This window comes from Acidiferrimicrobium sp. IK (assembly GCF_025499425.1).
Classification (GTDB): Bacteria; Actinomycetota; Acidimicrobiia; order Acidimicrobiales; family Palsa-688; genus Acidiferrimicrobium.
The window spans coordinates 53,842-77,532 of the sequence record NZ_JAIMCB010000018.1; the positions used below are offsets into that span (position 1 = coordinate 53,842).

A 23,691-nucleotide genomic window follows, 5' to 3' on the forward strand; every position below is an offset into this window, starting at 1 on the left:
GTCGACCAGACCATCCGCTGGTGGCAGACTGTCAACGGGATGACACCGCGTCATCCCCACCGTCCGGGGGGATGTTCGAGATGGCGAACGCAGCGAACGGCAACACGGCCGAGCAGGTCGACGTCGTGGTGGTCGGCGCCGGATTTTCCGGCTTGTACCTCCTCCACCGCTTGCGGGCTTTAGGCATGACCGCAGTGGCGTTCGACGTCGCCGACGACGTCGGGGGCACCTGGTACTGGAACCGCTACCCCGGCGCCCGTTGCGACATCCCGACCACCGACTACACCTTCGCTTTCGACCCGGAGCTGGAGAAGGAGTGGACCTGGTCGGAGAAGTACGCCACCCAGCCGGAGATCCTCGCCTATCTCCGCTTCGTCGCCGACCGCTACGACCTGCGGCGCGACATCCGCTTCTCGACCAAGGTCGACTCGGCGGCGTGGGACGAGGAAGCCTCGTCGTGGCGGGTCCGCACCGACCGGGGCGGTGAGGTCACGTGCCGGTTCTATGTGATGGCCACCGGGTGCCTGTCGCTGCCGAAGGCCCCCGACATCGAGGGCGCCGCCCGGTTCACCGGCCCGTCGTACTACACGAGCCGCTGGCCCCACGAAGGCGTCGACTTCACCGGCAAGCGGGTCGCGGTGATCGGGACCGGTTCGTCGGGCATCCAGTCCATCCCTCTCATCGCCGCCCAAGCCGCGCAGCTGACCGTATTCCAGCGCACCGCAAACTTCTCGATCCCGGCCCGCAACGGGGCGCCGCGAGCCGAGCGCCTAGAGGCCATCGCCGCCGACCGGGACGCCTACCGGGAGGCGGCCCGGTGGTCGAAGGGCGGCGTCCCGCAAGACGTCGTCGAGATCATGGGTGTGAGCGCCCCCGAGGAGGTGCGACGCCAGCGGTTCGAGGAGGCGTGGGAGGCGGGCGAGCTGTTCGCCATCCTCAACGTGTTCGCTGACCAGGGCGTCAACCCGGAGTCCAACCAGATCATCGCCGACATGCTCCGGGACAAGATCCGGGCCACGGTCAAGGACCCGGAGACCGCCGAGGCCCTCTGCCCGAAGGACCATCCTTTCGGCACGAAACGCCCGTGCCTGGACACCAACTACTTCGAGACCTACAACCTGCCCCACGTCCGCCTGGTCGACCTGCGCAAGCACCCGATCTCGACGGTCACCGAGTCCGGGATCGACACCGTCGACGAGTCCTTCGAGTTCGACGCCATCGTGTACGCGACCGGCTTCGACGCCATGACCGGCCCGATCGTCGCGGTCGACATCACCGGCCGCGACGGCCTGACCCTCCGCGAGAAGTGGGCCGATGGCCCCTCCACCTACTTGGGGCTCACCAGCGTGGGGTTTCCCAACTTCTTCACCATCACCGGCCCCGGCAGCCCGTCGGTGCTGTCCAACATGGCTGTCTCCATCGAGCAGCACGTCGAGTGGGTTACCGCCTGCCTCGACGACATGCGCCGGCAGGGTTACACCACCATCGAGGCGACCCCTCTGGCCGAGTCCGGCTGGGACCAGCACGTGGCCGACTGCGCGGCGATCACCCTCTACCCCCTGGCCAACTCCTGGTACATGGGGGCCAACGTCCCGGGCAAGCCCCGCGTGTTCCTGCCCTACATCCTCGGCGTGGACGCCTACCGCGCCGCTTGCGACGAGGTCGTCGAGCGCGGATACCTCGGCTTCCACCTGCAGGGGCCGGGAGTCGAGCAGTGTAACGACGGGGTGATCCGCCAGATCCAGCCCGACGTCGGGATGGTGCTCGAGGTGATGGCGTCGATGGAGCTGCCGCCGCTCGAGTCGCTGCCGGTGCCCGACGCCCGGGCTTTCATGGACGCCACCGCGGCCGAACGGCCGCCGGGGCCCGAAGTCGGCGAGATCACCGACGGGCTGCTCCCCACCCCGGCCGGGTCGCTCCCCTACCGGCTGTACCGGCCGGCGACTCCGGGCCCCCATCCGGTCGTCGCCTACTTCCACGGCGGCGGCTGGGTCCTCGGCAGCTTGGACTCCGACGACCCGCTGTGCCGGGACCTGTGCGCCCGCAGCGGGGCCATCGTCGTGTCGGTCAACTACCGCCACGCCCCTGAGGATCGGTTCCCGGCCGCCGCCAACGACGCCTTCGACGCGGTCCGTTGGATCGCGGCCAACGCCACCGAGTTGGGCGGGATCCCCGGCCAGCTCGCCGTCGCCGGGTGGAGCGCCGGCGGCAACGTCGCCGCGGTCGCCTGCCAGCTGGCCCGCCACGCCGGCGGCCCGGAGATCTCCGGCCAGCTGCTGCTCACGCCGGTCACCGACTCCGACATGTCCCGACCGTCATATGGAGAAAATGGGGAAGGGTATGTGTTGACCGCGTCGTTGATGCAGTGGTTCTGGGACCACTACGCCGACCCCGCGGATCGAAGCTCCGCAAAAGCGTCGCCGTTGCGCGGTGAGCTGGCCGGCCTTCCGCCGGCGGTGATCGTCACCGCCCAGTTCGATCCGCTCCGCGACGAGGGGACCGCCTACGCGGAGGCGCTGGCCGCGGCCGGCGTCGAGGTTCACCACATCCGCGCCCGTGGCCACATCCACACGTCGCTCACGATGGTCGACGTGGTCCTCTCCGGCGCGGACGTGCGGGCGGAGATGTCCGCCGGGCTGCGCAGCTTCTTCCCGGCCCCGGTGCGGGCGTAGCCGGGGCGGCAGGCGTCAGGTGTTCTGGGCCAGCATGCCGCCGTCCACCACCAGCACCGCGCCGTTGCAGTAGGACGCGGCCGGCAGGCAGAGCGACACGGTCATGTGGGCCACCTCCTCGGCTTCGCCGTACCGGCGCAGAGGGACGCGCCGGCGCGCGTAGCGCTCCTTGGCGTCGTCGGGGATCGGCTCGGTCATGCCCGTGTGGATCGGCCCCGGGCACACGCAGTTGACGGTGACGCCGGTGGCGCCGAGCTCCACCGCCATGCTCTTGGTCAGGCCGATGACACCGTGCTTGGAGGCGGTGTAGGGCGACATCCCGGCGGTGGCACCTAGCCCCTCGGTGCTGGCGATGTTGACCACCCGTCCCTCGCCGTGGGCCTGGAGGTGGGGGAGGCAGGCCCGGATCATGCGGGCTTCCCCGCTCAGGTTGACGGCGAGGGTCCGAGCCCACGCCGCCTCCCACCCTTCGTCCCCGATCGGGGCGGGAGTCGACACGCCGGCGTTGTTGACGAGGATGTCGATCCGCCCGAGGCTCCCGGCGATGGCCGCGACGACGTCGACGACAGCCTGCGGGTCCGCCACATCGAGCGCCCATCCCTCCGCTTCGCCGCCCGCAGCCCGGATGTCGTCCACGACCTCCGCCGGGCGGTGCAGGTCGGTCGCGGCGACCGTCGCCCCTTCGTCGGCCAGGAGGAAGGCGGTGGCCCGGCCCATCCCGCTGGCGGCTCCGGTCACCACCGCCACTCTGCCGGCCACCGAACGCGACAGGCTGGTCAGGCGGGGCACGCCGGGAACGATATCCCCGGGGGCGCTCCGGTGGGCCTTCGCCGCCGACGGCACCTAGCGGCGGGGGTGCCGTACCCTTGTGGCCACGAGGACGGCCTCGGGCAGCCAGCGAGGCCCGCACCCGGCCGTGGGACAACACATGGCATTGACACGTTCACACGCGAGCGCAGGGGGCGGCGGCAGCTTCTGGCTGTTGCGGCGACTGGCGTGCCTGGTCGCGGGGCACGGAGACGGCCTCGTCGCCGTCCGAACCGACGGCCGCCTCGTGCGGCTGTGCGGTCGCTGCGGCGATCCTGTCGGCTAGCCCCCGCCAGACGACCCGGGGCCGGATCCGGAAACCAGCGAGATTCTCTGCAGTTAGGGCCCGAGGCGACCGACACTGGGGGTAGCGGTGCGCCGGCACCGCTCACAGGTCGCCCGTCCTGGTCCGCCCGCGGCGGCGTCGGGACTCGATCTGCCCCCCACCCGGCAGTCACGAAGAGGAACACCCCGCAATGAGCACCCCCGCCCCTCGGTCCCTGCGCCACCGCCTGGCCACCATCTGGGCCGACATGACCGCCAGCCACCCGTCCAGGGATCGCACGCGAGGCGACCACGGCACGCCCGGCGAGCGCATCATGCCGAGCGAGCAGCCGGCGCTGATGGACCGCCGCAACCGCTGAACGGGCCGCCTAGGCGGGCAGCGTTGGGTCCGCCCGACCCCGGCGGGCCGCCTCGCCTGCGATAGGGGCTCGCTATCGACGGCACCGAACCGGCCGAAAAAGCCGGCTTGCGTTGACCTGCACCTCGATGGCCAGCACCCTCAGGCCGGGGCTGGGCACTCCATCATGAATGCCTCGAGCCCGCGCCGGCCGGCCTCGGTGACGAGGATGGAACGGGGACGACTCCCGCGGGTGAGCCACCGGCGCTCGAGCATGACCTGCAAGAGCGCGGTGGCGGCGGCACCGGCGAGATGGTGCCTTCTCTCGGTCCAGTCGAGACAGCTGCGGGCTGAGGGCCGGTTGGCTCGCCTGACGGCGTCGATGTCGACTCCTAGCCCGGCGAAAAGATCCTCGCCGCTCGGTTGGATCGCGACCCCGCTGTCGCTGCGCCGTAGGTGACCGTTGGTGAGCAGCCGGTCGTAGATGTCGACGCCGAGCCGGCCGGCCAGGTGGTCGTAGCAGGAGCGGGCGTAGCGCAGCTCCGCCGGAGCCGAGACGACGTGGGAGCCACGGTCGGCAGCGGGTAGCTCGAGGGCGCCGAGCGACTCGATGACCTGCGCGATCGGAGGCCCTGCCAGCCGGAAGTATCGATGCCTCCCCTGCGCTTCCATCGCGATGAAATCGGCGTCCAGGAGTCGAGAGAGGTGTTCGCTCACCGTCGAAGGGGTCACGCCAGCGAAGCGGGCCAGCTCCCCAGCGGTCCACGCCCGGCTGTCCATGAGCGCTTGGAGCAGCCGGCAGCGGGTCTGATCGGCCAGGAGCGCGCCCACCGCACTGAGAGTGGCTAGCGACATCTCACCGATTTTAGGGCCGGACATTTCGGCGCAGCCCGAAACGTCTCTACGTAGGTTGATCGAGGTGTCCCAGACAAGTGAGTCGATTCGCATCCTCACCGACCCGGCCTATCTCGTACCAGAGGCGCCCGATGGCGGCACCGGGGTAACGTGGCTTCGTTCGCACGTCGCCAGGTTCTGCGAAGGCGGCGAACAGAGGAGACGGCACGCTCTGGCGGAGCAAATGCTGGCTGCGGTGCCGTCCGAGGCTCTTCGGGAAGGGCGCGGTGATCCCCTTCACCTACTCGCGCAGGCGCTGGGGCTGCCCGCCGACGCGGCGACGGATGCTCAGGTGGTCGCTGGTTCCTACCAGCCACACACTGCCATCACCGCGGAAGCAGACCGGGCGGTCGACCGGCTCGTCGTAGCCTGCGGCGGGGTCCGCGACGAGCACACCGCTTGCCGGATCGGGTTGCTCGTGCAGGCGGCCGGGGCGATGCCCGCGCTGATCGAAGGTCGCAACCCTCCCGTCGACGCCACCCGACGGGTGACACCGACAGGCGAGACCATCGAACTCGGCCTGAACGGGATCGCTTTCGGCGCAGGCCGACACGCCTGTCCGGGACGGGCGCAAGCCCTTGCCTTGGCCTCGACGCAGCTGGCTTTCCACCGGTTGCATCGCGGTGACACGCCGCTGATCTTGCCCAACGCCTGGGACTTCGCCTCCGGAGCCGCCTTCGCCGACGCCGGGTTCCTCGCGGTGGGCACCACGAGCCTCGGCGTCGCGGCCGCCAACGGGCTCCCCGATGCCGCCGGAGCCACGCTCACCCAGACCTTGGACCTCGCCTCGCGACTGGTGAAGTTGGACGTGCCGATCACCGTCGACCTCGAAGCGGGCTTCGGCCAGGACCCCTCAGAGCTGTCCGCTCAGCTCTGGGAGCTCGGCGTCGCGGGGGTCAACATCGAGGACGGGCGCAGCGATCATCTGTGCGAGCCGGTCGAACAGGCGCGGTTCCTGCGGGCGTTCAAAGACGGTGCCCCGGGGCTATTCCTAAACGCCCGTATTGACACCTACTGGCTCGGGATCATGACCGACTCCACGCTGGAGCGGGCGAAACGCTACGAGCAGGCGGGCGCCGACGGCGTCTTCGTCCCCGGACTCACCGACGACCGGGCGATCAGCGCCACCGCGAACGGCGTCGACGTTCCGCTCAACGTCCTGGCCCAACCCGACGCGGGGCGGCTGGCCGCGCTGGGCGTGCGCCGCATCAGCACTGGCTCGCTGCTCTACCGCTCAGCTCTCGGCGCGGCTGTCCAAGTCGCCGCGTCGCTGCGCGATGGCCGCCCGCTCGACCCTCAGGCGCCCAGCTATGAAGCGGTCCAGACCCTGGTCGAGGCCAGCCTCGATGCGGATGGCCTGCGGGTGCCTAGCCGTCGGGTCCCGGACGAACCGAGGCTTCGATCTTCTGAGCCAGGTTCAAGTTCCTGGGTGGCGTAGTCGTCCCAACCCGCCCAACCCGGCGGGCTGCGGCCCCACCGCGGGTGCGCCCCGACCAGCTTGCCGGTTTCCCACGATGACGCAACGCTTCTGGTGGCCCGGCCGTTGAACGTCGCGACACCCCAGGGCCCCACCCCACATAAGGTGGAGACTGGCCGACCTGCCGGTAAGGGACGGAACCGGAGCCGCAATCCCAAGGGGTCGAAGGCTGAGAGGCAGGGAGTAGACCCGGTCCGCCCGCCCCGCACAGGGGCAGAGGTCGGTATCCCCGCACGGACCCGCCTCGCGGCCATCGGCGACTCTCGATTGACCGCCGGTGGCATCGTGGTTAACCACGGGTGCGGATCGGTGAGGTCAATTCGATGCGTGACGTCGTTGCCCTTCGCCGCTACTGCCCATGGACGTGTGAGTCTTTCGCCGCGACGACGGCGACCGCGCCTTTGGCAACCCGCCCGCTACGGAAGGCTAAATACCAAGCAGGGTTTCGGGCTGCGGTGGCACGCTGGCGGGATGGATCCCGTCGCAGGGGGAGACGGAGTTGGCCCCCTCGGCGGCAACATGAACTCGGTGTTCCGCCAAGGAGACACCGTCATACGCAACGCGGGACCGTGGACCCCTACCGTCCACCGGTTCCTCGAATACCTCCGGAACGCGAACATCGACTGGGTGCCGTGACCGCTGGAGCTTCGCGTCGATGCCGCAGGCCGCTGCGTACACGAGCGGTTGACCTACCTCGCAGGCGTGGTCCCGTCCTACCCTTTGCCAACGCGGGTGTGGGTGGACGAGGTGGTCTGGGATGGCGCCAAGCGTCTACGCCAACTCCATGACGCCAGCGTCGGATTCGCGGTTGACGGCGCCGTCTGGCAGGCGCCGGCGAGGATCCCGGCCGAGGTGGTGTGCCACAACGATTTCGCACCCCACAACCTCGTGTTTCGGGACGAGCGGATTGCCGGAGCCATCGACTTCGACTTCTGCTCGCCCGGCCCGCCGGTCTGGGATATCGCCTATTTCGCGACCCGGATCGTCCCCCTGACCGCGGACCCGCCGGCGGGTGGCCCGGGAATGGACCAGGGCCGCCGGAGGACGCAGCTGATCTTGGACGCCTACGGCCGCGGCGTGGACATAACCATCGACGATGTGATCCGGGTGGCAATCATCCGACTCCATCAGCTAGCCCAGCTGTCGCGCTCAAAAGCCGACGAACTCAGCCTCCCCCAGCTCCGCTCCGATGCAGACGCCTACGACCGCGACGGCCGGTTCCTCGCGGCGTGGCGGTCCTGATGCGCCTGCATGGCTACTCCCCACGGGTGCGCTGGCGAGGCGGCGAGGCTCAGCGCCTCACCCGATCAAGCCCTGGGCTGACTACACTGTAGTCATGTCGCATCCTGTATCCGTGCGCTTTCATGACCCGCGGGTAGCCGAACAGCTCAAGGCGGAAGCAGCCGCTCGCAGCGCCTCGACGTCCTCGCTGGCCGAGGAACTGATCGACGAGGGCCTGCGAACCCGTCGCCATCCACTGGTGAGCTTTCGCGACGGACCCGCCGGCCGGCGCGCCCACCTCGTCGGCGGCCCCGACGTGTGGGAAGTCATCGAAGGCCTCGTAGGCGGCGACGTTCCCGTCGCCGAGCGGATCACCCGAGCAGTCGAGGTGTTCGGCCTTCCCGGCCAACTCGTCGAGGCCGCCCTCGCCTACTACGCCGAGTTCACCGAGGAAATCGACACCCAGGTTGGCGCCAACCGCAAAGCGGCCGAGGAAGCCGAAGCCCAGTGGCGGCGCCGGCAGGCCCTGCTGGCAGGGTGAAGCTCCTGCTCGACACCCACCACTCGCGCCTAGCAGCCGAACGACTTCGATCCGACGGCCATGACGTGACCGCCGCAGCCGACGACCCGATCCTCGCATCCCTACCAGACGAAGAACTCTTGCGGGCAGCGAGGCGATCCGGCCGAGCCGTGGTCACCGAGAACGCCCGAGACTTCGATCGCATCGTACGAGCCTGGGTAGTCACCGGCGAGCACCACGCCGGCGTCGTGTTCAGCTCCCCCCGCCGCTACCACCGGGGCAGCAACTCCTATCCGGCCAACCTGATCAGCGCGCTCGCGACATTGACGGACAACCCCCCCAGCGGCGACCTCGACTGGGTGTACTGGCTCCCATAACCCCGCAACTCCACTCGGCGCGACGACCCCACCACCAAGGCGCTTCATACGTGCCTGATGAAGGACGGACCACTAGAAGGGAGTTTCAGCGCTCCGAAATCTCAGAAATTCGGTCACGGCATCGGGAACAGAACAACGAACCGTCGACGGGCCAATCAGGCCACGATCTCCTCCCTCTAACCGTCCTGCCGTTCTCGCCACAAAGAGGCCTACCGGATCCCCAAACACTTGCATGCACTCGACGGAGATGGGACTGCACGAGATTAATCCCCTTCCCACTGGCAATGTGGTTACTCCCCGCCAGGTCTTTCTCGTCCACGTTCTCCGAAGGAGATAGCTCTAGAAGTACTTCGAGTCCACGAGCCGCCCCGAAGGGCCAACGCAGCCATCCCATTATGGATTTGTAACTTCTACGCTGCGGACCGGCCCACCGGGGATAGGACTCCACTTGCGGGCCAGGCGGTAAGCACGATGCAGCACGGCCCGAACCTAGCGGACCGACGCCTGGGACAGCCCGGCCGTCTTCAGGCCCCGGAAGTAGCGCTCGACGTCGTAGGGGCCGAGGCTGGCGATCCGGCGCCGGCCGATCGAGTCGCGGATGTTCACTCTCCACACCCCCTCGTAGCGCCGGGCCGTGCTCGGCGAGAGATCGTCCCAGCCGTTGGCCTGCCATGCCTCGATGGCGTCGTTGATGGTGGTGGTGGTGGGACCCCACGCCCGAGCGGCGTCTTCGGGCACCACGGCAGGCGCACGGTCCTGTTCGGCGGTCAGTCGTGTCAGCTCCCGCTGCGCCGAGCGCTTGGTGCAAGGTTACCGGGAGGGTGAGACATCTACCCGATCACCCTTCTGACCTGCGCCTTGGTGGAGCCCGAGAGGAGAATCGAACTCCTGACCTACGCATTACGCGTGGGCAACGGGGCGGCCCTGCCCGTCTCTTCGCGTCCTCCTTCATCGCGTTAGGCTGGCCGGGGGCGGTAGCGGCGCACTCGTTGAGAAGGAGCGGTTCGAGCCGGGACGCGTCGGGACCAGTTTGTTGGGACAGATGTTGGGACGCCGCAGCCGTCCGACCCGCTCCGGTGCCGGCCACCATGCGATCAGCCGGCCGACCGCGGCCGAGCTGCTCGACGAGGCGCTCATGCGCGTCCGCTCTTGTCGACCACGACGACGCCCTTTGCGCTGCACGCCACAGGACTTTCCGAGGGACGTTCTCGCGGGCTTACGCTACTTCCGTAGCGACCCCCGCTTTCGTTCAAGCTCTTCCCTTACCTCCTCGGCGTGCGGATCTCCCAGCTCCATGGCCCTCTCCAAGAGTCTGAGTGTGGCCTCCCAACTGTGTGCGTATTCACGATTGGCTTTCGCATACAATCCGAGAACCGAGTCACTCATCACTGATGCATCGAGCCAATCGGTCGCTCTCTCTGCGTCCCCGTCGGCACCATACATTTCGGCCAGCGAAAACATGGCGTCGCACCTTCCTGACTCAGCGGCATCTAAATACATCTGGCGCGCCGTGCTGCGATCACCTCTCGAGAGTAAAATGTCTCCGTAACGCTCTAGAGCGAGGCCATTCCCGCTGCGAGCCGCCGACTCGAACAAGAGAGCGCCGCCGGCGCGCGGTATCGCCACTGTAAGATCAAAGGATTTTGTGGCACGCCAGAACGCCCTGTTTCGCCAGCCGATGACATCCGCTTCCCAATACAGCGCTTCCTCGTACGCGCTTTGACACAGAAAGGCCGCAAGGAGGCACTTCGCTGATGCATTACCCGTCAGCGCATTCGCTTTGAGCGCCTGTATCGTCTGGTTAAAATGATCTGACAGCATCTGCAACGCGAGTTGCTGGATGGCGTCGGAATCACCTGCGGCAGCCTTGGTTCTAAGCTCGTCAGCGGCGCCCGCGATCCAGGAACCGCTTGACGGACCTGCGTGCTCACTTTCATCGTTCTGCGGCAAGACGTATTCTTCTCCCTAGTCCCGGGTCGGAGGGTTCTTCGCCCTAGCTACCGCCAGGGATCCGTGCGCCATGACACATAAGCGCGGCTGATGATTGTCACTCGCCCTCGATCCCCTCTCCTGAACTAAAGAAGTCTTCTAAGCCCTTGAGAACCGACCCAGTCTCGGCCCTCGACGAGTTGTTCGGCTCTTTGGACGAACTGATCCGGCAGTTCCACCTTGTCAGATACCTCGTTCGCCGCACAGGAAAAAAAGTGCCATAACGCAGGCCGCGCCTCGGAGGAACGGCCGACTGCTATCTCACCAGTAGGGCCGCTGCTGTTGATGGGGTTGTCACCAACATAGACGGTGAAGTCCTCCACCCGGCGTTGCGCCCGGCGCAGGGTCTCGTGCGCGGAGATGTCCGCTCCTTCGTTGGCGAGGACCCCGGCAAGCACCTGGGCGGCGGTTTGCGGGTCGGTCATCCTGTCGTGGGAGGTTTGCGGGTCGGGGTCGTAGCTGGTGTCCACAGGCGGTTGGACTCCCGGCCCCGCGTCGCGGCGACGTAGAGCACTTCCCTGGTGGTGGTCGGGGAGACCATCGCGTGGGCGGTGTCGACGGTGCGTCCCTGCGCCCGATGCGCTGTGGTGGCATAGGCGAGTTCGACGTGGGCGGCGGCGTAGTCGGCTGGCAGCACGACCTCGCCGGTACCGCCGGCGCGTCGGACGGCGATGCTCCCATCGGTGTTGGTGGCTGTGACAGTCCAGCGATCCCCGTTCTTCACCCACCTTCGCCCGGTGGCCAGCAGCCGGTTGTTGGCCCGGGTGATCACCTCGTCACCCACCCCCACCCGCTGCCCGTCCCCGACGGCGACCCCCTCGTCGGCAACCTTCCCGGCGGCGACCCGGTCGTCGGCAACCTTCCCGGCGGCGACCCGGTCGGCTCTGGCCCGACGGTTCAGTTCGGCCACTGTCGCGGCGTCCGCGGCGATCATCAGGCTGGAGCGGCCGGCGTCGATGTCAGCCTTCCACGCTTGGTAAAGGCGTTCGGGCATGTCCGTGCGGTCGCCTCCGACGACCCGACCATGGTCGCTGTAGGCGTCGACCGCGCTGTCGTGGCCGAGGCGCAGCTCGACACTGGCGGTCTTCTCCCAGTCGGAACGGACCCGGCGTACATCGACCAACTCCGGCGCCAAGTCACCCCGGTCAGCGACGAGCAGACTGAACGCACCGCCGGCTTCGACAGCCGACAGCTGCGCCCAGTCACCGACCAGGACCGCCTTCGCTCCAGCGTCGCCCGCGGCGGTGACGATTTCGTCGAGAGCGAACGTGCCGGCCAGGCTGGCCTCGTCCACGATGACCAGCTGGCCGGAACGCAAGCGTCGCTCGTCGACCGCCCCGTCGAGCTCCTTCACCTGGCCGGCGCCTTTCCGGGCGTCGGCAGAAGAGCGGTGAGGGTGCCGGGCGAGTCGGCCGGCGAGGCGGACGCGGCGAACGACAAGTTGGAGGATCCGCCGCCATTCGGTGAGCCACTTGGCGGTGTTCTCGGTATCGATCCCGACCTCGTCCCCGCGCACTTCCGCGGCTGCGGCGGATGGTGCGAGGCCGATCACCGACCCGGGCCCCCGCGCGGCCTCCCATACTGTTCGCAGGCCGGCCATGGTCGAGGTCTTGCCGGTCCCGGCCGGCCCGACCAGCACGTCCAGGACCCGGCCGGAGACGGCGATCTTCTCGACCGCCACCGCCTGATCGACCGACAGCCCGTAGTCCCGGCCAGGCAGGTTCGCGTCGGTGACAGCGGCGACCGTTTCCACCGTAACGGTGGGCCCGTCGACCGTCCTGCCGCCGGCGAGCAGCCGAGCCTCGGCGTCGAGGAGGGCCTGGGTGGTGTAGACGACCCGGCTCGCCGGGTGCAGCCTGGACGAGCCGTCGGCGCGGACGTAGCGGTCCGGCGTGTGGAACATCGCAGGTGGGGTGAGCGACAAAGATCGGTCGACGGCGATGTCGGTGATGCGCTCCGCGACCGTCACGCGGTCGTCGGGGCTGGCGAAGCGCACCCCATGCAAGATCCGGTGCGTCTCGGCGAGAAGGTTCTGGCGGCCGTAGGTGGCGTGCCGCTCCGCGACGCCCGACAGCACGGCTTCGGCGGCATCTTGGAGGATCGGATCGGCGAGGTCGTCGGCCCGCAACAGCGGCAGGTCGTTGCGGTCCTTCAGGTTCGCCACCCACGCCACCTGCTCGCCGCCGATATGCCTGGAGGCCCGACTCCGCCAGCCGTCGGTCAGCTCATCCAGACCGGCGTGGGTCTTACGGGGCCGGGTGGCGAGGGTGGCGTGCTGGGCCAGGCGCATCTGCTCGACCCCGGTCGGCTGGCGGCCGCGGGCGGCGACGAACGCCACGTTCAGGTCGTCGCGGTATACCGCGATCTGGCCAGCGCCCTGCGAGAACTCGGCCATCAACGCCTCGCCGACGCCAGCGATCTCATAGCGCGGCCGGGTCGAGTGACGCCGGCCACGGGCCTCCCAGCCGACACCGAGCGCCCCGGTCAACAGGTCCGACAGGACCCCTTGATGCAACTCGGACAGGGTGGTCCTCGCCTTGAACAAGCCCCTGCTGTCGAGGGTCCGCCACTTGCCATCCGAGACCGAACAGGCCCGGTTCCACACCACCACATGGTCATGTAGTTGAGGGTCATCCGCCATGGAGGCCCAGTGCGTGAACGCTGCGGCCACCACACCCGTAATGTCCTCCTCGACGATGCCGTTGGCCCCCGAACGGGACCTGAACACCTGGGCTTCGGCGTAGCCGATCACGAAAGAGACCGCCCGGCGATGGTACTCGTAGATCACCGCCTTGGTCCCCTCATCGGCCAGCGCCCACGCCACCGACACCGACTTCGGCGGGGAGAACGTAAGGTCGAACCCGGCCACCGGAAGCCCACCGCGAGGGGGCTTTCGGTGTCCCTCCGCCGGCCTTGCCGGTGATCGGATCGGCGCAGCCGGCCAGCATCGCCTCCAAGTGCTTCTCGGTCACTTCCGAGCCGGTCTCGACGCCCCGGCCGTCGCCTAGGTCACCCAGTCCGGCACCGAGGAAAACTCCTGGAGGTGTGCCCGAGGAGGCGTAGTAGCGGGACAGATTGTTGGACCGCCCGGTGGCCCCGTCGCCCACCGCGACCGACTCCATCAGGTAGCGGTAGCCGCCACCCAGGCTGATACGCCGTATCGAGATCACACCCAACTCCTGTCCCGGAGCGGACCCACACCACGCTCCTACCGGACAGCCGCCGAGCGGTCCAAGCTATTCACCCCCGGGGCCTCCCAAGAGCGTGTCACCGGGCCGGTTCTCGCCGTGCTCCCGCCGTGGATCGTGGGCCGTGTCACCTTTCCGTTGCCACGCCGGCGTGACCGACTACCTCGAATGCCGACTGTGTAAAGCCGGAAATCCTGATTTGGAAGGCGACTGGCGAGGGAGGGGTCGGCGGTGGCGGCAGGAGGAGCAGAAAGGGGCTCGTCGTTCGAGCGAAAGAGCGAGGCAAGCAGCTGGGGAAGGGCGGCTTCGTTGGCGGCAAGTCGGTGCAGGTCCGAGGTCGGTCGTCGCGGGTCGGACGAGATGATGGAAGCGGCGCAGGGCCCAGCTGCCTCCGGGTGCCAGCGCCGCGTCGAACCAACAGGCGAGGATCGGTCGACGCGCCGGCCACAGGCTCCCCACAAAGACCGCCGAGCCCAGCGCCGGGCTCTACGCTGGTTGCGATGTCAACGATCGTGCACCTGAGCGAAGAGCTTGCCGACCGCCTGGCCGCCGAGGCGGCCCGGCGTGGCGTGAGCGTCGATGAGCTGACAGCGGAGCTGCTCGCCGCCGGGCTGCCCGCCGGTGAGGAGGTCGATGCCCTAGAGGCGTTCATCGGCTCTGGAGACTCCGGAGACCCGTCATGGGCCGGCCGTGATACCCGAGAGCTGCGCGCCGAGGCCGCTGCCCGGCGAACCACCGCCTGAGCTGCTGGTCGGTGCTGCTGGTCGACACCAACGTCTGGCTTGCTGCCGCCGACCGACGCTCCGACCGCCACAGCGACTGCGCCCATGTGGTGCGCGGCCACTGGGGTGAGCTGGCCTCGACGGTCCCGGTGATCGCCGAGAGTTCCTGGCTGATCCTCGATCGGCTCGGCGCCGGCGCCCAGGCCAATTACTTGCGCATGGTCACCGCCAGCCGTCTCCAGGCGGTGGATCTGACCGGGTCGGACTGGTCTCGTTGTGTGGAGCTGGTCGAGGGCTACGCCGATCTGCGGCTCGATCTCATGGACGCATCGATCGTTGCGGTGGCCGAGCGGCTCGGGGTCACCACCGTCGCCACCCTCAACCATCGTGACTTCACCGTGGTCCGTCCACGCCATCTCGATGGGTTGGAGCTGCTTCCCTGAAAAGCACAGCCCAGCCGAGCTGCGCCGGCAAGCCCAGCCGAGCTGCGCCGGCAAGCGCCCTCCAGCACTTCGGCTGCTGGACGGGAGGGGCCACACCGGCAGCGAGGCACATCCATAGCGTGGACCGCCCAGCGGTGACCATATAGAGGCTGCAGGTCGCGACCTCGCGGAGGAGATCACCATGGCTGTCCAGTCCGATGAAGGCACATCCCGCGCCAATCCCCGATTCGAGCAGGCCGGCGTCCGTTGGCTGGAGGTTCACCGGGAACCTAGCGGTCCCGTCCGGGGTGCGGCCCCCGTGGGCATCGCCGTCGAAGTGACCGATGGCCGGCGGGTCGCCACGGACAACGGCCGGAGCGGCCGCACCGGAGTCGACCGGGAGGTGGGCGACGATGGGATCGCGTGATCGGAGCCGTAGCACCAAGCCGCTCCTCAGCGTCGAGGACACCGCCGTGCTCCTGGGCCAGAGCCGGTCTTCGATCTACCGGGCCATCGACCGGGGCGACCTGCCGCTGCCGGTGTTCACGATCAACGGGCGCCTGCGGATCCCTCGCCGAGCCGTCGAGCGACTCCTCGACGGAGACGTCGAACCCCGCACTGCGCAGAGCGCGGATCACGCGCTGACCGCCAGCCGGCGCCAGACGGCGCAGCAGGGGGCGCCGGGGTGACGGCCGGGCCGGTGCAGCGTGGCGCCGCCCCGGACCATGGTCCCCTTCCGGGCGCCGGGCTTGTCAGCCGAGGAGGGTGCCCATGTGCTCTGCTGCTCGCCGGTCCTCGGCCGACACCGCTCCGGTGTAGTGGCGGGCCATGTGTACCGTCGACCAGCCCAGCCGAGCCTGCTTCTGGGACTCGCTGATCACCCGGTCCAGCTCGGTCGACTGGAAGTGGCGAAGCGAGTGGAGGTGCACGTCGGCGGCGACCCCGGCGCGGTCGCGCAGGGACGAGAAGGCGTGGCTGAGAGTGTCGGGGTAGGGAGGGACCTGGCCGCCGGGCTCGTAGGAGAACACGAACGAGTCGCCCTGGACCTCGACCTCGGCCGCAATGGCCAGCTCGACCTGGTGGTCGTAGAGGCGGCGGAGCTGGTCGATGGTGGAGGCGTCCACGGCTACGCCACCCACGCTGGCGCGAGTCTTTGGTCCCCGCACCGTCACCCCGCCGGTGAAGGTCACGAACGCCTCGTCGATGCGGATAGCGGCGCCCTCCCAGCCGACATCGTCCCAGCGCAGCGCGCACGCCTCCCCGCGCCGCATGCCGGTGGCGGCCACCAGGCGCACGAACGCCGACACCCTCGGGTCGCGGTCTTCGCGAGCGGCCGCGAGCAGCCGGCGGACCTCGTCAGCGCTCGGGGAGCGCACCGCCGGGCCCGTCTCCGCCAGGGACCACTCGGGCAGCTCGGTGTCGGTGATCGGGTTCGGGAGGGTGTTGTTGCTCCACTTGCGGGCCAGGCGGCAAGCACGGTGGAGCACGGCCCGGACGTAGCGGACCGACGCCTGGGACAGCCCGGCGGTCTTCAGGTCCCGGAAGTAGCGCTCGACGTCGTAGGGGCCGAGGCTGGCGATCCGGCGCCGGCCGATCGAGTCGCGGATGTTCACTCTCTACACACCCTCGTAGCGCCGGGCCGTGCTCGGCGAGAGATCGTCCCAGCCGTTGGCCTGCCATGCCTCGATGGCGTCGTTGATGGTGGTGGCGGGACCCCACGCCCGAGCGGCGTCTTCGGGCACCACGGCAGGCGCACGGTCCTGTTCGGCGGTCAGTCGTGTCAGCTCCCGCTGCGCCGAGCGCTTGGTCCCCCGGAACAGCACGCTGCGGTGCCGGACCTTGCCGGCCGCGTCCCGGCCCAGATACACCCGCAGCTCCCAGGCGTCAGCCCCCCGGTCGGGCCGCTGCCGAAGGCTCCCAGCCATCGCCACCACCTCCCCAGCGGCCCCTTGTTGGGACAACTGTTGGAACAAGATTACCGGGAGGGTGAGACATCTACCCGATCACCCTTCTGACCTGCGGGGATGTGGAGCCCGAGAGGAGAATCGAACTCCTGACCTACGCATTACGAGTGCGTTGCTCTGCCGTCTGAGCTACTCGGGCCTACCAGCATTTTCACGCTGACGGGCGGCCTAGTCTAGCAGCGGCCGCCAAGCTTCTGACGGTGGTGACCCATGACCCTGGTGAGGTTCTGCTCTAGGAGGTTCACTGCAGCTGGGCCACGCGCCGTGGCCGCCGCGCTGGCGAACCTCCGACACCGCTGCTTCGGCGGGCTCGGCCCATCGCCCTGAACATGCCAAGCGGTCGGCCACCAAGGCGGTGTGCAGCACTTCCTGCTTCAGGTGATGTGGATGCCGGCCGATGAAGCCCTGCAAGCCGCAGCTTCCCGCTGGCTGGTAAACCATGGAAGGTTGTCAAAGTGTCAAGTTCCCGTACGAGCGGATCGATCCTGCTACGGGCGAGCGTCTCCCGCCGGCTGGTAGTCGCGTTCATCGTCGTGTCGCTAGTAACCATGCTGGTGGGGCTGTTCGGAATGGCCGAGCTGGGCTCGCTCAACAGCCAGGCCAAGGACATCTACGTCAAAGCAACCGTCCCCGCCGTCGCGGTCGAGGGCCTGCAAAGCGACTGGTACCTCTACACGACCGACGCCTCGGGGCTCGCGATACCCGGTGATTCCACACCGGCGCTGGTCGCCCAGGAGCAAGCGCAGGTCGCAAAGATAGCATCGGATGCGGCCGCCGCATTGAAGACTAACCTCACCCCCGCCGCCGCAGCCGACATCCGTGAGGTACCCGGGTTCCTGACGTCCATGGCCCAAAACGCCGTGCTGTACAACAACGCAAAGGCGACCAACAACGCTGCCGACTTGGCCAAATCATCTGCCGCCTTCACCACCCTGCAGTCCGCTGTCCCCAAAGCCTTGGGTGACGCCACCGCCTCAGAGGTGGCGTTCGGCAACGCCAAGGCCCACGACGCCGCCGTCGCCTACGGGAACGCCCGCAATCTCCTCCTCATCATGATCCTGGTCGGCCTCGGGCTCAGCGTCGTCTTGGCCCTGCTCGTCGGCCGGTCGGTCACCAAGCCGCTCACGGCCACCGTCGCTGTCCTAGAAGACGTCGCCGACGGTGACTTGACCCGTACCTCGACCGTTAATTCTCACGACGAGATCGGCCGGATGTCGATCGCGTTGAACAGGGTCCTCGAGCGGGTGCGCGCCACCATCACCGCAGTCGCCGAAACCTCCCTCACGCTTGCGGCTGCCTCACACGATCTGGCCTCCACGTCATCGCAGATGACCGGTAACGCCGCCGACACCGCCGACCGAGCCGCCACCGTCGAAAGCTCCGCCACCGAGGTCGCCTCGAACATCAGCACGGTAGCGGCCAGCACCGAGGAGATGACCGCCTCCATTACTGAGATCGCCCGCACTGCCGCGGACGCCGTCGAAGTCGCGAACCAAGGCATGGCCGCAGCCGAAGCAGCCAGCGGGATGGTAACCCAACTCGGCCAGTCCTCCAACATGGTCGGCGAGGTGATAAAAGTTGTCACCGCTATAGCCGAGCAGACCAATCTTCTAGCCCTGAACGCCACCATCGAAGCCGCTCGCGCCGGCGAGGCAGGCCGCGGGTTCGCAGTGGTAGCAAGCGAGGTCAAAGATCTCGCCCAACAGACCGGTAAAGCAACCAGCGACATCACCGCCAAGGTTGCTGCCATCCAAAATGACTCCGCCGCCGCGGCTGGCGCCATCAGCGAGATCCTCACCCTCATCGGCACTATGACCGAATCTCAAGCGAGTATCGCTTCTGCCGTCGAGGAGCAAAGCGCCACCACCAACGAGATCGGTCGCTCAGTCAGCGACGCCGCCCACGGCGCCGCTTCTATCGCCCAAACCATCGGCAGCGTTGCATCCGCCGCCGCGGATACAACGATTGGAGCCAACAAATCCCGACAGTCCTCCGAGCAGCTCGCGAGCCTCGCTGCCCAGCTTGGTAGCCTCGTTAGCCAATTCCGGTACTAACAGGCCGCGGCCCCGGGTCCACTTACCTATCGAGGCGTGCTCGTGAGCTTTCGGTGGTCACAGGTTCGGGAATCGGCTGGTGTACCGGCCGCTTCGCCCGGGTCGTCGTTGGCTCAGCAACCTTGTCGAGCGGCGAGGAAACCTTCGATCTCGGCAGCGGGGAGCGGCCCGGTGATTAAGACACCGTGACCACGGTCACAGTACTGTGGCTCCGAAGCAACGTACTGGATGCCGCTACCGACGCCTTCCACGCTCGTCCCGACACCAAGGGAATTGGCCAGCTGCATCACCGCGCGCACGAGAGCCGTTGATTCGCGGGAAGCATCCATCCCAGTCCCGAAGGCTCGATCTATCTTCAGGATGTCGACCGGGAACTCACGCAATACTGACAGCGTCGAATAGCCTGTTCCGAAATCGTCGATGGCGACTCGCACACCAAGGCCCCGTATGGCCCGCAGGCTATCCGCGCCCGACTTGACGTACGTCATCAAGTCCGATTCGGTAATCTCCACCACGAGTGAAGCCGCGTCAAGTGCAGCGGCATCGAGCGCATGCTGTATGTCGTGCACGAGGCGGTCGGACTGGAGCTGACGGCCGGAGACCTTGACGGCCACGTCCACCGGCAGTCCGCGGCGGTGCCAGTCGGCACCTTGGCGACAGGCCTGCTGGAGGAGCCACCGCCCCACGTCGAGGATGAGTCCGCACTCCTCGAGGAGGGTGATGAGCTCGCTCGATTGCAGCTCGCCCCGGGAGGGATGGACCCACCGTAGGGCGGCTTCGACGCCGGTAACTTCACCAGTGCTCAGACGACAGATCGGCTGCCAGAGGAGGGTGAACCGGTCGGCGCGCAGCGCCTCTTGTAGGTCCATATGGAGTAGGAGTCGGTCATGCACCGTCGCTTGCATGTGCGCTTCGAACATTAGATAGCGGTTCTTCCCGGCAGCTTTAGCTTGGTACAACGCCACGTCTGCGTCACGCAGCAGCTCGCCGGGACTCGGCCGGTTGCCGACTGCCACGCCAATGCTGGCCGTGACCGAGAGCACCCCAGCTTGCCGTTCGGCGATCCGGAAGGGCTCGCACAGCACCGCCAGAATCCGTTGGGCGATTAGTTCGACGCCGGAATCCTGTGAGGGCCCGTCCACGAGCACAACGAACTCATCACCGCCGAGGCGCCCCACCGTGTCGCCCGGGCGCGCCACCTCGCGTATGCGGGCCGCGACGGCCAGGAGCAGCTCGTCGCCGGCAGCATGGCCAAAGGTGTCATTGATCTCTTTGAACCCATCGAGATCGATGAACAGCGCCGCTGGCGTCCCGCGCTGGCGACGGGCTCGGGCGAGCATCTGAGCCGCTCGATCGAGTATCAGGGCGCGGTTGGGAAGGCCGGTCAGCGGGTCGTGCATCGCTTCGTGGCGTACCCGCTCGAGGAGGCGGGCATTACGGATCGCTGTCGCGGCCTGAGCGGCGAGGCCGCGAAGCCGGTCGGTGGCATCATGGCCGCCACACAGGCGCCCCGGATCCCCAGAGACGCTGGCGTCGATCGCGCCGGCCCATTCGCCATCGACGACGATCGGGATGATCATCCTGGCCGATGCCCCCGCGAGCGCCATCATCTCTTCCGACAAGCTCCCCGGCGCTGTGTCTGCGTAGAGCTCTACTTCCGTCTGCCCGCTTCGTCGCTCCAGGATGGGAAGAGAACGAGACCGCAGGAAGCGATCGACGCCCGGGGTGTAGCCGTGCGTCGCGACTATGATCGCCTTCGCGCCGCCCTGCTCGGGGAGCAGTACTGCGGCGAAGTCGCAGCCCATTACGGCCGGCACGGCTCGCACCAGCTTGGCCGCCATGTCTTGAACGGTGCTCACCTCGGCGAGCGACATCGACAGCTCGAGGAGAGCTCGTGCGGTGTCACCCTGACGGCGAGCATCGACCTCTTGGCGGCGGGCCTCGGCCTCCTGATGTCGCGCCTCGATCAGTGCCGTGGCCGAGTCGAGGGCAGCGGCAACCAAGCTGGCGTATGCCTGCAGTCGAGGCATCTCCTGCGCCATGAAACCACCGGCCGGCCTAATCGCGGCCAACCACCCGTAGCGGGATCGCGTCGACGCCACCTCCACGATCAACGCGCCTTCAGAGTCGGGCGACGGCGGCGAAGGCAGCCAGTTCGCGATCCGTCCCGCCTCAGATGTCGAGACCCCGCTGGCGTACAGCGTCTCTACGCCCTCGGGCGCTCCGGTGAGTGAAAGAACGCAAATTGGTGCCCGCACCGCCCGTGTCGCCGATACGAAGGTACGGCTCAGCACCGTTTGAAGGTCATGCCCAAACACCAAGTCGGCGACGGTGCACTCGAACTGCTCCAAGCGACCTTCGAGTGCCCGCACCCGTTCCTCGAGGAATCGGGTCCGTCGTACCGTCTCGTCCGCTGCGTCCCATCGGACCCGAAACACGCACGCGGGAGCGCCGAAGCTCGCGCATTGCTCCTCAACTACCTCCGCCACGGGATAGCCGAAGATCACCGTCGATATCTCCAGCACGCCAGCTTGCACAGCACACAGCTCCGGGAACGGCTCGAAGCCAGCGTCGAGCCGCTGCTCGACCACCCACTCTCGCTCCCCGACCTCGGACGACGTCCAGCGAGCGATCGGGCAGACCGCCGTTATGGCCGTTGCCGCATCTGCGAATAGCGCATCGGGGGAACCGAAGGCCTGGACCGAGGGGTTGAGCTCGTAATCCTCGACGTCGTAGAGCCGCCGGCCGACAGCTCGAAGGGCGTTGCGGCCCCCTAGGGCCCTGCTCGCAGCTTGCAGCATGGACTTGTACTGGTCGAACGAGGTCCACGTGGCGTCGTCCACGAGGACCTCCTCGGGACGGGACTCTCCCAGGGCCTGGAGGGATCGGCGGACCCAGTCAGGCCCCAGGGTCTCACGCGCATGCCACACCAGCGCTCGCACATAAGTCCCGCCGAAATGGTGCTCCGCCCCTCCTGTTACGGGATCGGACATGACTGTGACATCGGTCGCCCGGGCGTCGGCCTTTAGGACCACGAAAGGCCGCGGCTCGACAGCGACGGTCGGTCAGCTCTGGAACTTGGCGCGCAGCACCTTCTTGTCGAACTTGCCGACCGCGGTCTTCGGGATCTCGTCGATGAACTCCACGCGGTCGGGTAGCTGCCAGGAGGCGAAGCCGGACGACCCGAGGTGGGCCCGCACCGCGTCGGCGGTGATGGTCTCGCCGGCGGCGGGGACGACGTAGGCGAGAGGCCGTTCCATCCACTTCTCATCGGGTATGGCGACCACTGCGGCCTCCTGGACGCCGGGCATGGCCATGATCGCGGCCTCCATGTCGACCGAGGAGATCCACTCCCCGCCGGACTTGATGAGGTCCTTGGTCCGGTCGGCGATGACGAAGTAGCCGTCCGGGGACCCGATCGCCACGTCACCGGTGTTGAAGAAGCCGTCCTCGGTGAAGCTGTCCGCCCCGTGGCCGTGGAGGTAGCCGTCGGTGACCCACGGGCCGCGCACGTGCAGCGCTCCCATCGTCTCGCCGTCGAAGGGCACCTCGTGGCCGCTTTCGTCCCGGATGCTGATCTCGACGCCGGGCAGCGGCAGGCCGGCCTGTCCCCGCGCCGCGGTCATGACCTGGGCCGGGTCCCAGTCCCTCATCCGTTCTTGAGGCCACGCCGTGCTGGCCAGAGGCGACGTCTCGGTCATGCCCCACGCCTGGATGATGTCGACGCCGAAGTCCCGCTGGTAGCGCTCGATGAGGGCACGGGGAGGCTGGCTGCCGCCGCAAACGATGTGATCGAGGTGCTCGGGCCGGGGCCGCGATGCCAGAGTGTCGGCCAGGCCGATCCACACGGTCGGCACCGCGCCGGTGACAGTCACCCGCTCGCCGAGGAGCAGGTCGGCGAACGGCTCCGGGGCGAACGCGCCGGCGAAGAACACCAGCTTGGCGCCGACCGCCACCGACGCGTAGGGCATGCCCCAGGCGTTGGCGTGGAACATCGGCACCTGCGGGAGCACGCAGTCGCCGGGGCCGATGGCCAGCCCGGCCTTGGATGTCCCGGCCAGCGCGTGCAGGAACGTCGAGCGGTGCGAGTAGACGACGCCCTTGGCCCGGCCCGTGGTGCCGGAGGTGTAACAGATCCCGGCCGGTGAGCGCTCGTCGATCGGGACCTGCGGATAGGTGCCGGGCTCAGCGGTCAAGAGCGACTCGTAGGCCAGGGCTCCCTCCGGCGCCCCGTCGGTGCTCTCCCCGAGCACGATGACGTGCTGCACACCCGGCACTTCGGGCAGGACCTGCTCGAGGAGCGGGAGGAAGTCGCGGTCGACGAGCACGACGCGGTCGTCGGCGTCGTTCATGACGAACGCCAGCTCGTCGGCGGAGAGCCGGACGTTGAGGGTGTGGAGAACCCGCCCGGCGCACGGCACCCCGAAGTACGCCTCGAGGTGGCGGTAGTCGTTCCACGCCAGGGTGGCGACGTGCGCGCCTCGCTCGACTCCGAGGGTGTCGAGGGCGTTCATGAGCTGTTGGGCCCGGAAGGCGAAGTCGCCGTAGTGGTAGCGGTGAATCTCGCCGGTCGGCAGGCGGCTCACGATCTCGCTGTGAAGGTGGTGGCGCGTCGGGGTGAACAGCAGCCAGGTGCTCAGCGGCACGTCCATCATCGCAACGGTCCTCCCTCGTGGTCCTCTTCGGACGCCAGATGCTACGTGCTGGCCGCTGAGCGCGACGCCCGCGGATCCCTTCAGGCGGTCACGGCCTGCCGGCCTAG

At 68.1% G+C, this 23,691-nt stretch carries 22 protein-coding genes and 1 tRNA gene; 11 read left to right on the plus strand and 12 right to left on the minus strand.

The window, feature by feature from the left end; translation table 11 throughout:
• The first annotated feature begins 80 nt into the window (after positions 1–80).
• Positions 81–2,672, plus strand: a complete 2,592-nt coding sequence (locus K6U06_RS21760; protein WP_262324084.1) for a flavin-containing monooxygenase — start codon at positions 81–83, stop codon at positions 2,670–2,672.
• 15 nt (positions 2,673–2,687) lie between these two features.
• On the opposite strand, the gene K6U06_RS21765 is transcribed toward K6U06_RS21760, so the two are convergent.
• Positions 2,688–3,461, minus strand: coding sequence for an SDR family NAD(P)-dependent oxidoreductase (locus K6U06_RS21765; protein WP_262324085.1), 774 nt, complete (start codon positions 3,459–3,461; stop codon positions 2,688–2,690).
• Between the two features lie 494 nt (positions 3,462–3,955).
• Here K6U06_RS21765 and K6U06_RS21770 point away from each other — a divergent pair, with 494 nt between their 5' ends.
• Positions 3,956–4,123: a hypothetical protein gene (locus tag K6U06_RS21770; RefSeq protein ID WP_262324086.1), complete on the plus strand. Its 168-nt coding sequence runs from the start codon at positions 3,956–3,958 to the stop codon at positions 4,121–4,123.
• A gap of 140 nt (positions 4,124–4,263) precedes the next feature.
• Here the strand turns inward: K6U06_RS21770 and K6U06_RS21775 are convergent, their stop codons facing one another.
• Positions 4,264–4,956 carry an ArsR/SmtB family transcription factor gene (locus K6U06_RS21775; RefSeq protein WP_262324087.1) on the minus strand — a complete coding sequence of 231 codons (693 nt, stop codon included), beginning with the start codon at positions 4,954–4,956 and terminating at the stop codon, positions 4,264–4,266.
• Positions 4,957–5,287: 331 nt separating this feature from the next.
• Between K6U06_RS21775 and K6U06_RS21780 the strand changes: the two genes are divergently transcribed.
• The 5 genes from K6U06_RS21780 (at position 5,288) to K6U06_RS21800 (ending at position 8,590) form a co-directional block, all read left to right on the plus strand.
• Positions 5,288–6,433 (plus strand): isocitrate lyase/phosphoenolpyruvate mutase family protein, encoded by a 1,146-nt coding sequence (locus K6U06_RS21780; protein ID WP_262324088.1) that lies wholly within the window; start codon positions 5,288–5,290, stop codon positions 6,431–6,433.
• A 510-nt stretch (positions 6,434–6,943) separates the two neighbouring features.
• The gene (locus K6U06_RS21785) at positions 6,944–7,108 is read left to right on the plus strand and encodes a hypothetical protein (protein WP_262324089.1); all 165 of its coding nucleotides are present in this window, start codon (positions 6,944–6,946) and stop codon (positions 7,106–7,108) included.
• A gap of 96 nt (positions 7,109–7,204) precedes the next feature.
• Positions 7,205–7,714, plus strand: coding sequence for a phosphotransferase (locus tag K6U06_RS21790; protein ID WP_262324090.1), 510 nt, complete (start codon positions 7,205–7,207; stop codon positions 7,712–7,714).
• Between the two features lie 94 nt (positions 7,715–7,808).
• Positions 7,809–8,234: a hypothetical protein gene (locus tag K6U06_RS21795; protein ID WP_262324091.1), complete on the plus strand. Its 426-nt coding sequence runs from the start codon at positions 7,809–7,811 to the stop codon at positions 8,232–8,234.
• Positions 8,231–8,590, plus strand: a complete 360-nt coding sequence (locus tag K6U06_RS21800) for a DUF5615 family PIN-like protein (protein WP_262324092.1) — start codon at positions 8,231–8,233, stop codon at positions 8,588–8,590. Before K6U06_RS21795 ends, K6U06_RS21800 begins: the two co-directional genes overlap by 4 nt.
• 489 nt (positions 8,591–9,079) lie before the next feature.
• Here the strand turns inward: K6U06_RS21800 and K6U06_RS21805 are convergent, their stop codons facing one another.
• From K6U06_RS21805 to K6U06_RS21825, 5 genes are all read right to left on the minus strand, one after another.
• On the minus strand, positions 9,080–9,331 hold the full coding sequence (locus tag K6U06_RS21805) for a hypothetical protein (RefSeq protein ID WP_262324093.1): 252 nt from the start codon (positions 9,329–9,331) through the stop codon (positions 9,080–9,082).
• Between the two features lie 480 nt (positions 9,332–9,811).
• Complete coding sequence (locus K6U06_RS21810) at positions 9,812–10,540, minus strand: hypothetical protein (RefSeq protein WP_262324094.1); 729 nt, start codon at positions 10,538–10,540, stop codon at positions 9,812–9,814.
• Positions 10,541–10,665: 125 nt separating this feature from the next.
• A complete protein-coding gene (locus tag K6U06_RS21815) occupies positions 10,666–11,004 on the minus strand; it encodes a hypothetical protein (RefSeq protein WP_262324095.1) in 339 nt (112 codons plus the stop codon).
• On the minus strand, positions 11,001–13,448 hold the full coding sequence (gene mobF / locus K6U06_RS21820; protein ID WP_262324096.1) for a MobF family relaxase: 2,448 nt from the start codon (positions 13,446–13,448) through the stop codon (positions 11,001–11,003). The genes K6U06_RS21815 and mobF overlap by 4 nt, the downstream gene beginning before the upstream one ends.
• Positions 13,381–13,749 carry a relaxase domain-containing protein gene (locus K6U06_RS21825; RefSeq protein WP_262324097.1) on the minus strand — a complete coding sequence of 123 codons (369 nt, stop codon included), beginning with the start codon at positions 13,747–13,749 and terminating at the stop codon, positions 13,381–13,383. Before K6U06_RS21825 ends, mobF begins: the two co-directional genes overlap by 68 nt.
• Before the next feature lie 518 nt (positions 13,750–14,267).
• Between K6U06_RS21825 and K6U06_RS21830 the strand changes: the two genes are divergently transcribed.
• The 3 genes from K6U06_RS21830 to K6U06_RS21840 all read left to right on the plus strand — a co-directional run bounded on the left by K6U06_RS21830 (position 14,268) and on the right by K6U06_RS21840 (position 15,600).
• Positions 14,268–14,510, plus strand: a complete 243-nt coding sequence (locus tag K6U06_RS21830; protein ID WP_262324098.1) for a hypothetical protein — start codon at positions 14,268–14,270, stop codon at positions 14,508–14,510.
• Between the two features lie 11 nt (positions 14,511–14,521).
• Positions 14,522–14,932 carry a type II toxin-antitoxin system VapC family toxin gene (locus K6U06_RS21835; protein ID WP_262324099.1) on the plus strand — a complete coding sequence of 137 codons (411 nt, stop codon included), beginning with the start codon at positions 14,522–14,524 and terminating at the stop codon, positions 14,930–14,932.
• A gap of 392 nt (positions 14,933–15,324) precedes the next feature.
• Positions 15,325–15,600 (plus strand): helix-turn-helix domain-containing protein, encoded by a 276-nt coding sequence (locus tag K6U06_RS21840; protein ID WP_262324100.1) that lies wholly within the window; start codon positions 15,325–15,327, stop codon positions 15,598–15,600.
• 63 nt (positions 15,601–15,663) lie between these two features.
• Here the strand turns inward: K6U06_RS21840 and K6U06_RS21845 are convergent, their stop codons facing one another.
• The 3 genes from K6U06_RS21845 to K6U06_RS21855 form a co-directional block, all read right to left on the minus strand.
• Positions 15,664–16,524, minus strand: coding sequence for a tyrosine-type recombinase/integrase (locus K6U06_RS21845; RefSeq protein WP_262324101.1), 861 nt, complete (start codon positions 16,522–16,524; stop codon positions 15,664–15,666).
• Positions 16,525–16,527: 3 nt separating this feature from the next.
• On the minus strand, positions 16,528–16,836 hold the full coding sequence (locus K6U06_RS21850) for a hypothetical protein (RefSeq protein ID WP_262324102.1): 309 nt from the start codon (positions 16,834–16,836) through the stop codon (positions 16,528–16,530).
• Positions 16,837–16,938: 102 nt separating this feature from the next.
• Positions 16,939–17,014: transfer RNA gene (locus K6U06_RS21855), tRNA-Thr, on the minus strand.
• A 316-nt stretch (positions 17,015–17,330) separates the two neighbouring features.
• On the opposite strand from K6U06_RS21855, the gene K6U06_RS21860 reads away from it, so the two are divergent.
• Positions 17,331–18,929, plus strand: a complete 1,599-nt coding sequence (locus tag K6U06_RS21860; protein WP_262324103.1) for a methyl-accepting chemotaxis protein — start codon at positions 17,331–17,333, stop codon at positions 18,927–18,929.
• Positions 18,930–19,042: 113 nt separating this feature from the next.
• On the opposite strand, the gene K6U06_RS21865 is transcribed toward K6U06_RS21860, so the two are convergent.
• Positions 19,043–21,772 carry an EAL domain-containing protein gene (locus K6U06_RS21865; RefSeq protein WP_262324104.1) on the minus strand — a complete coding sequence of 910 codons (2,730 nt, stop codon included), beginning with the start codon at positions 21,770–21,772 and terminating at the stop codon, positions 19,043–19,045.
• Positions 21,773–21,994: 222 nt separating this feature from the next.
• Positions 21,995–23,584: a long-chain fatty acid--CoA ligase gene (locus K6U06_RS21870; RefSeq protein WP_262324105.1), complete on the minus strand. Its 1,590-nt coding sequence runs from the start codon at positions 23,582–23,584 to the stop codon at positions 21,995–21,997.
• Positions 23,585–23,691: the final 107 nt, after the last annotated feature.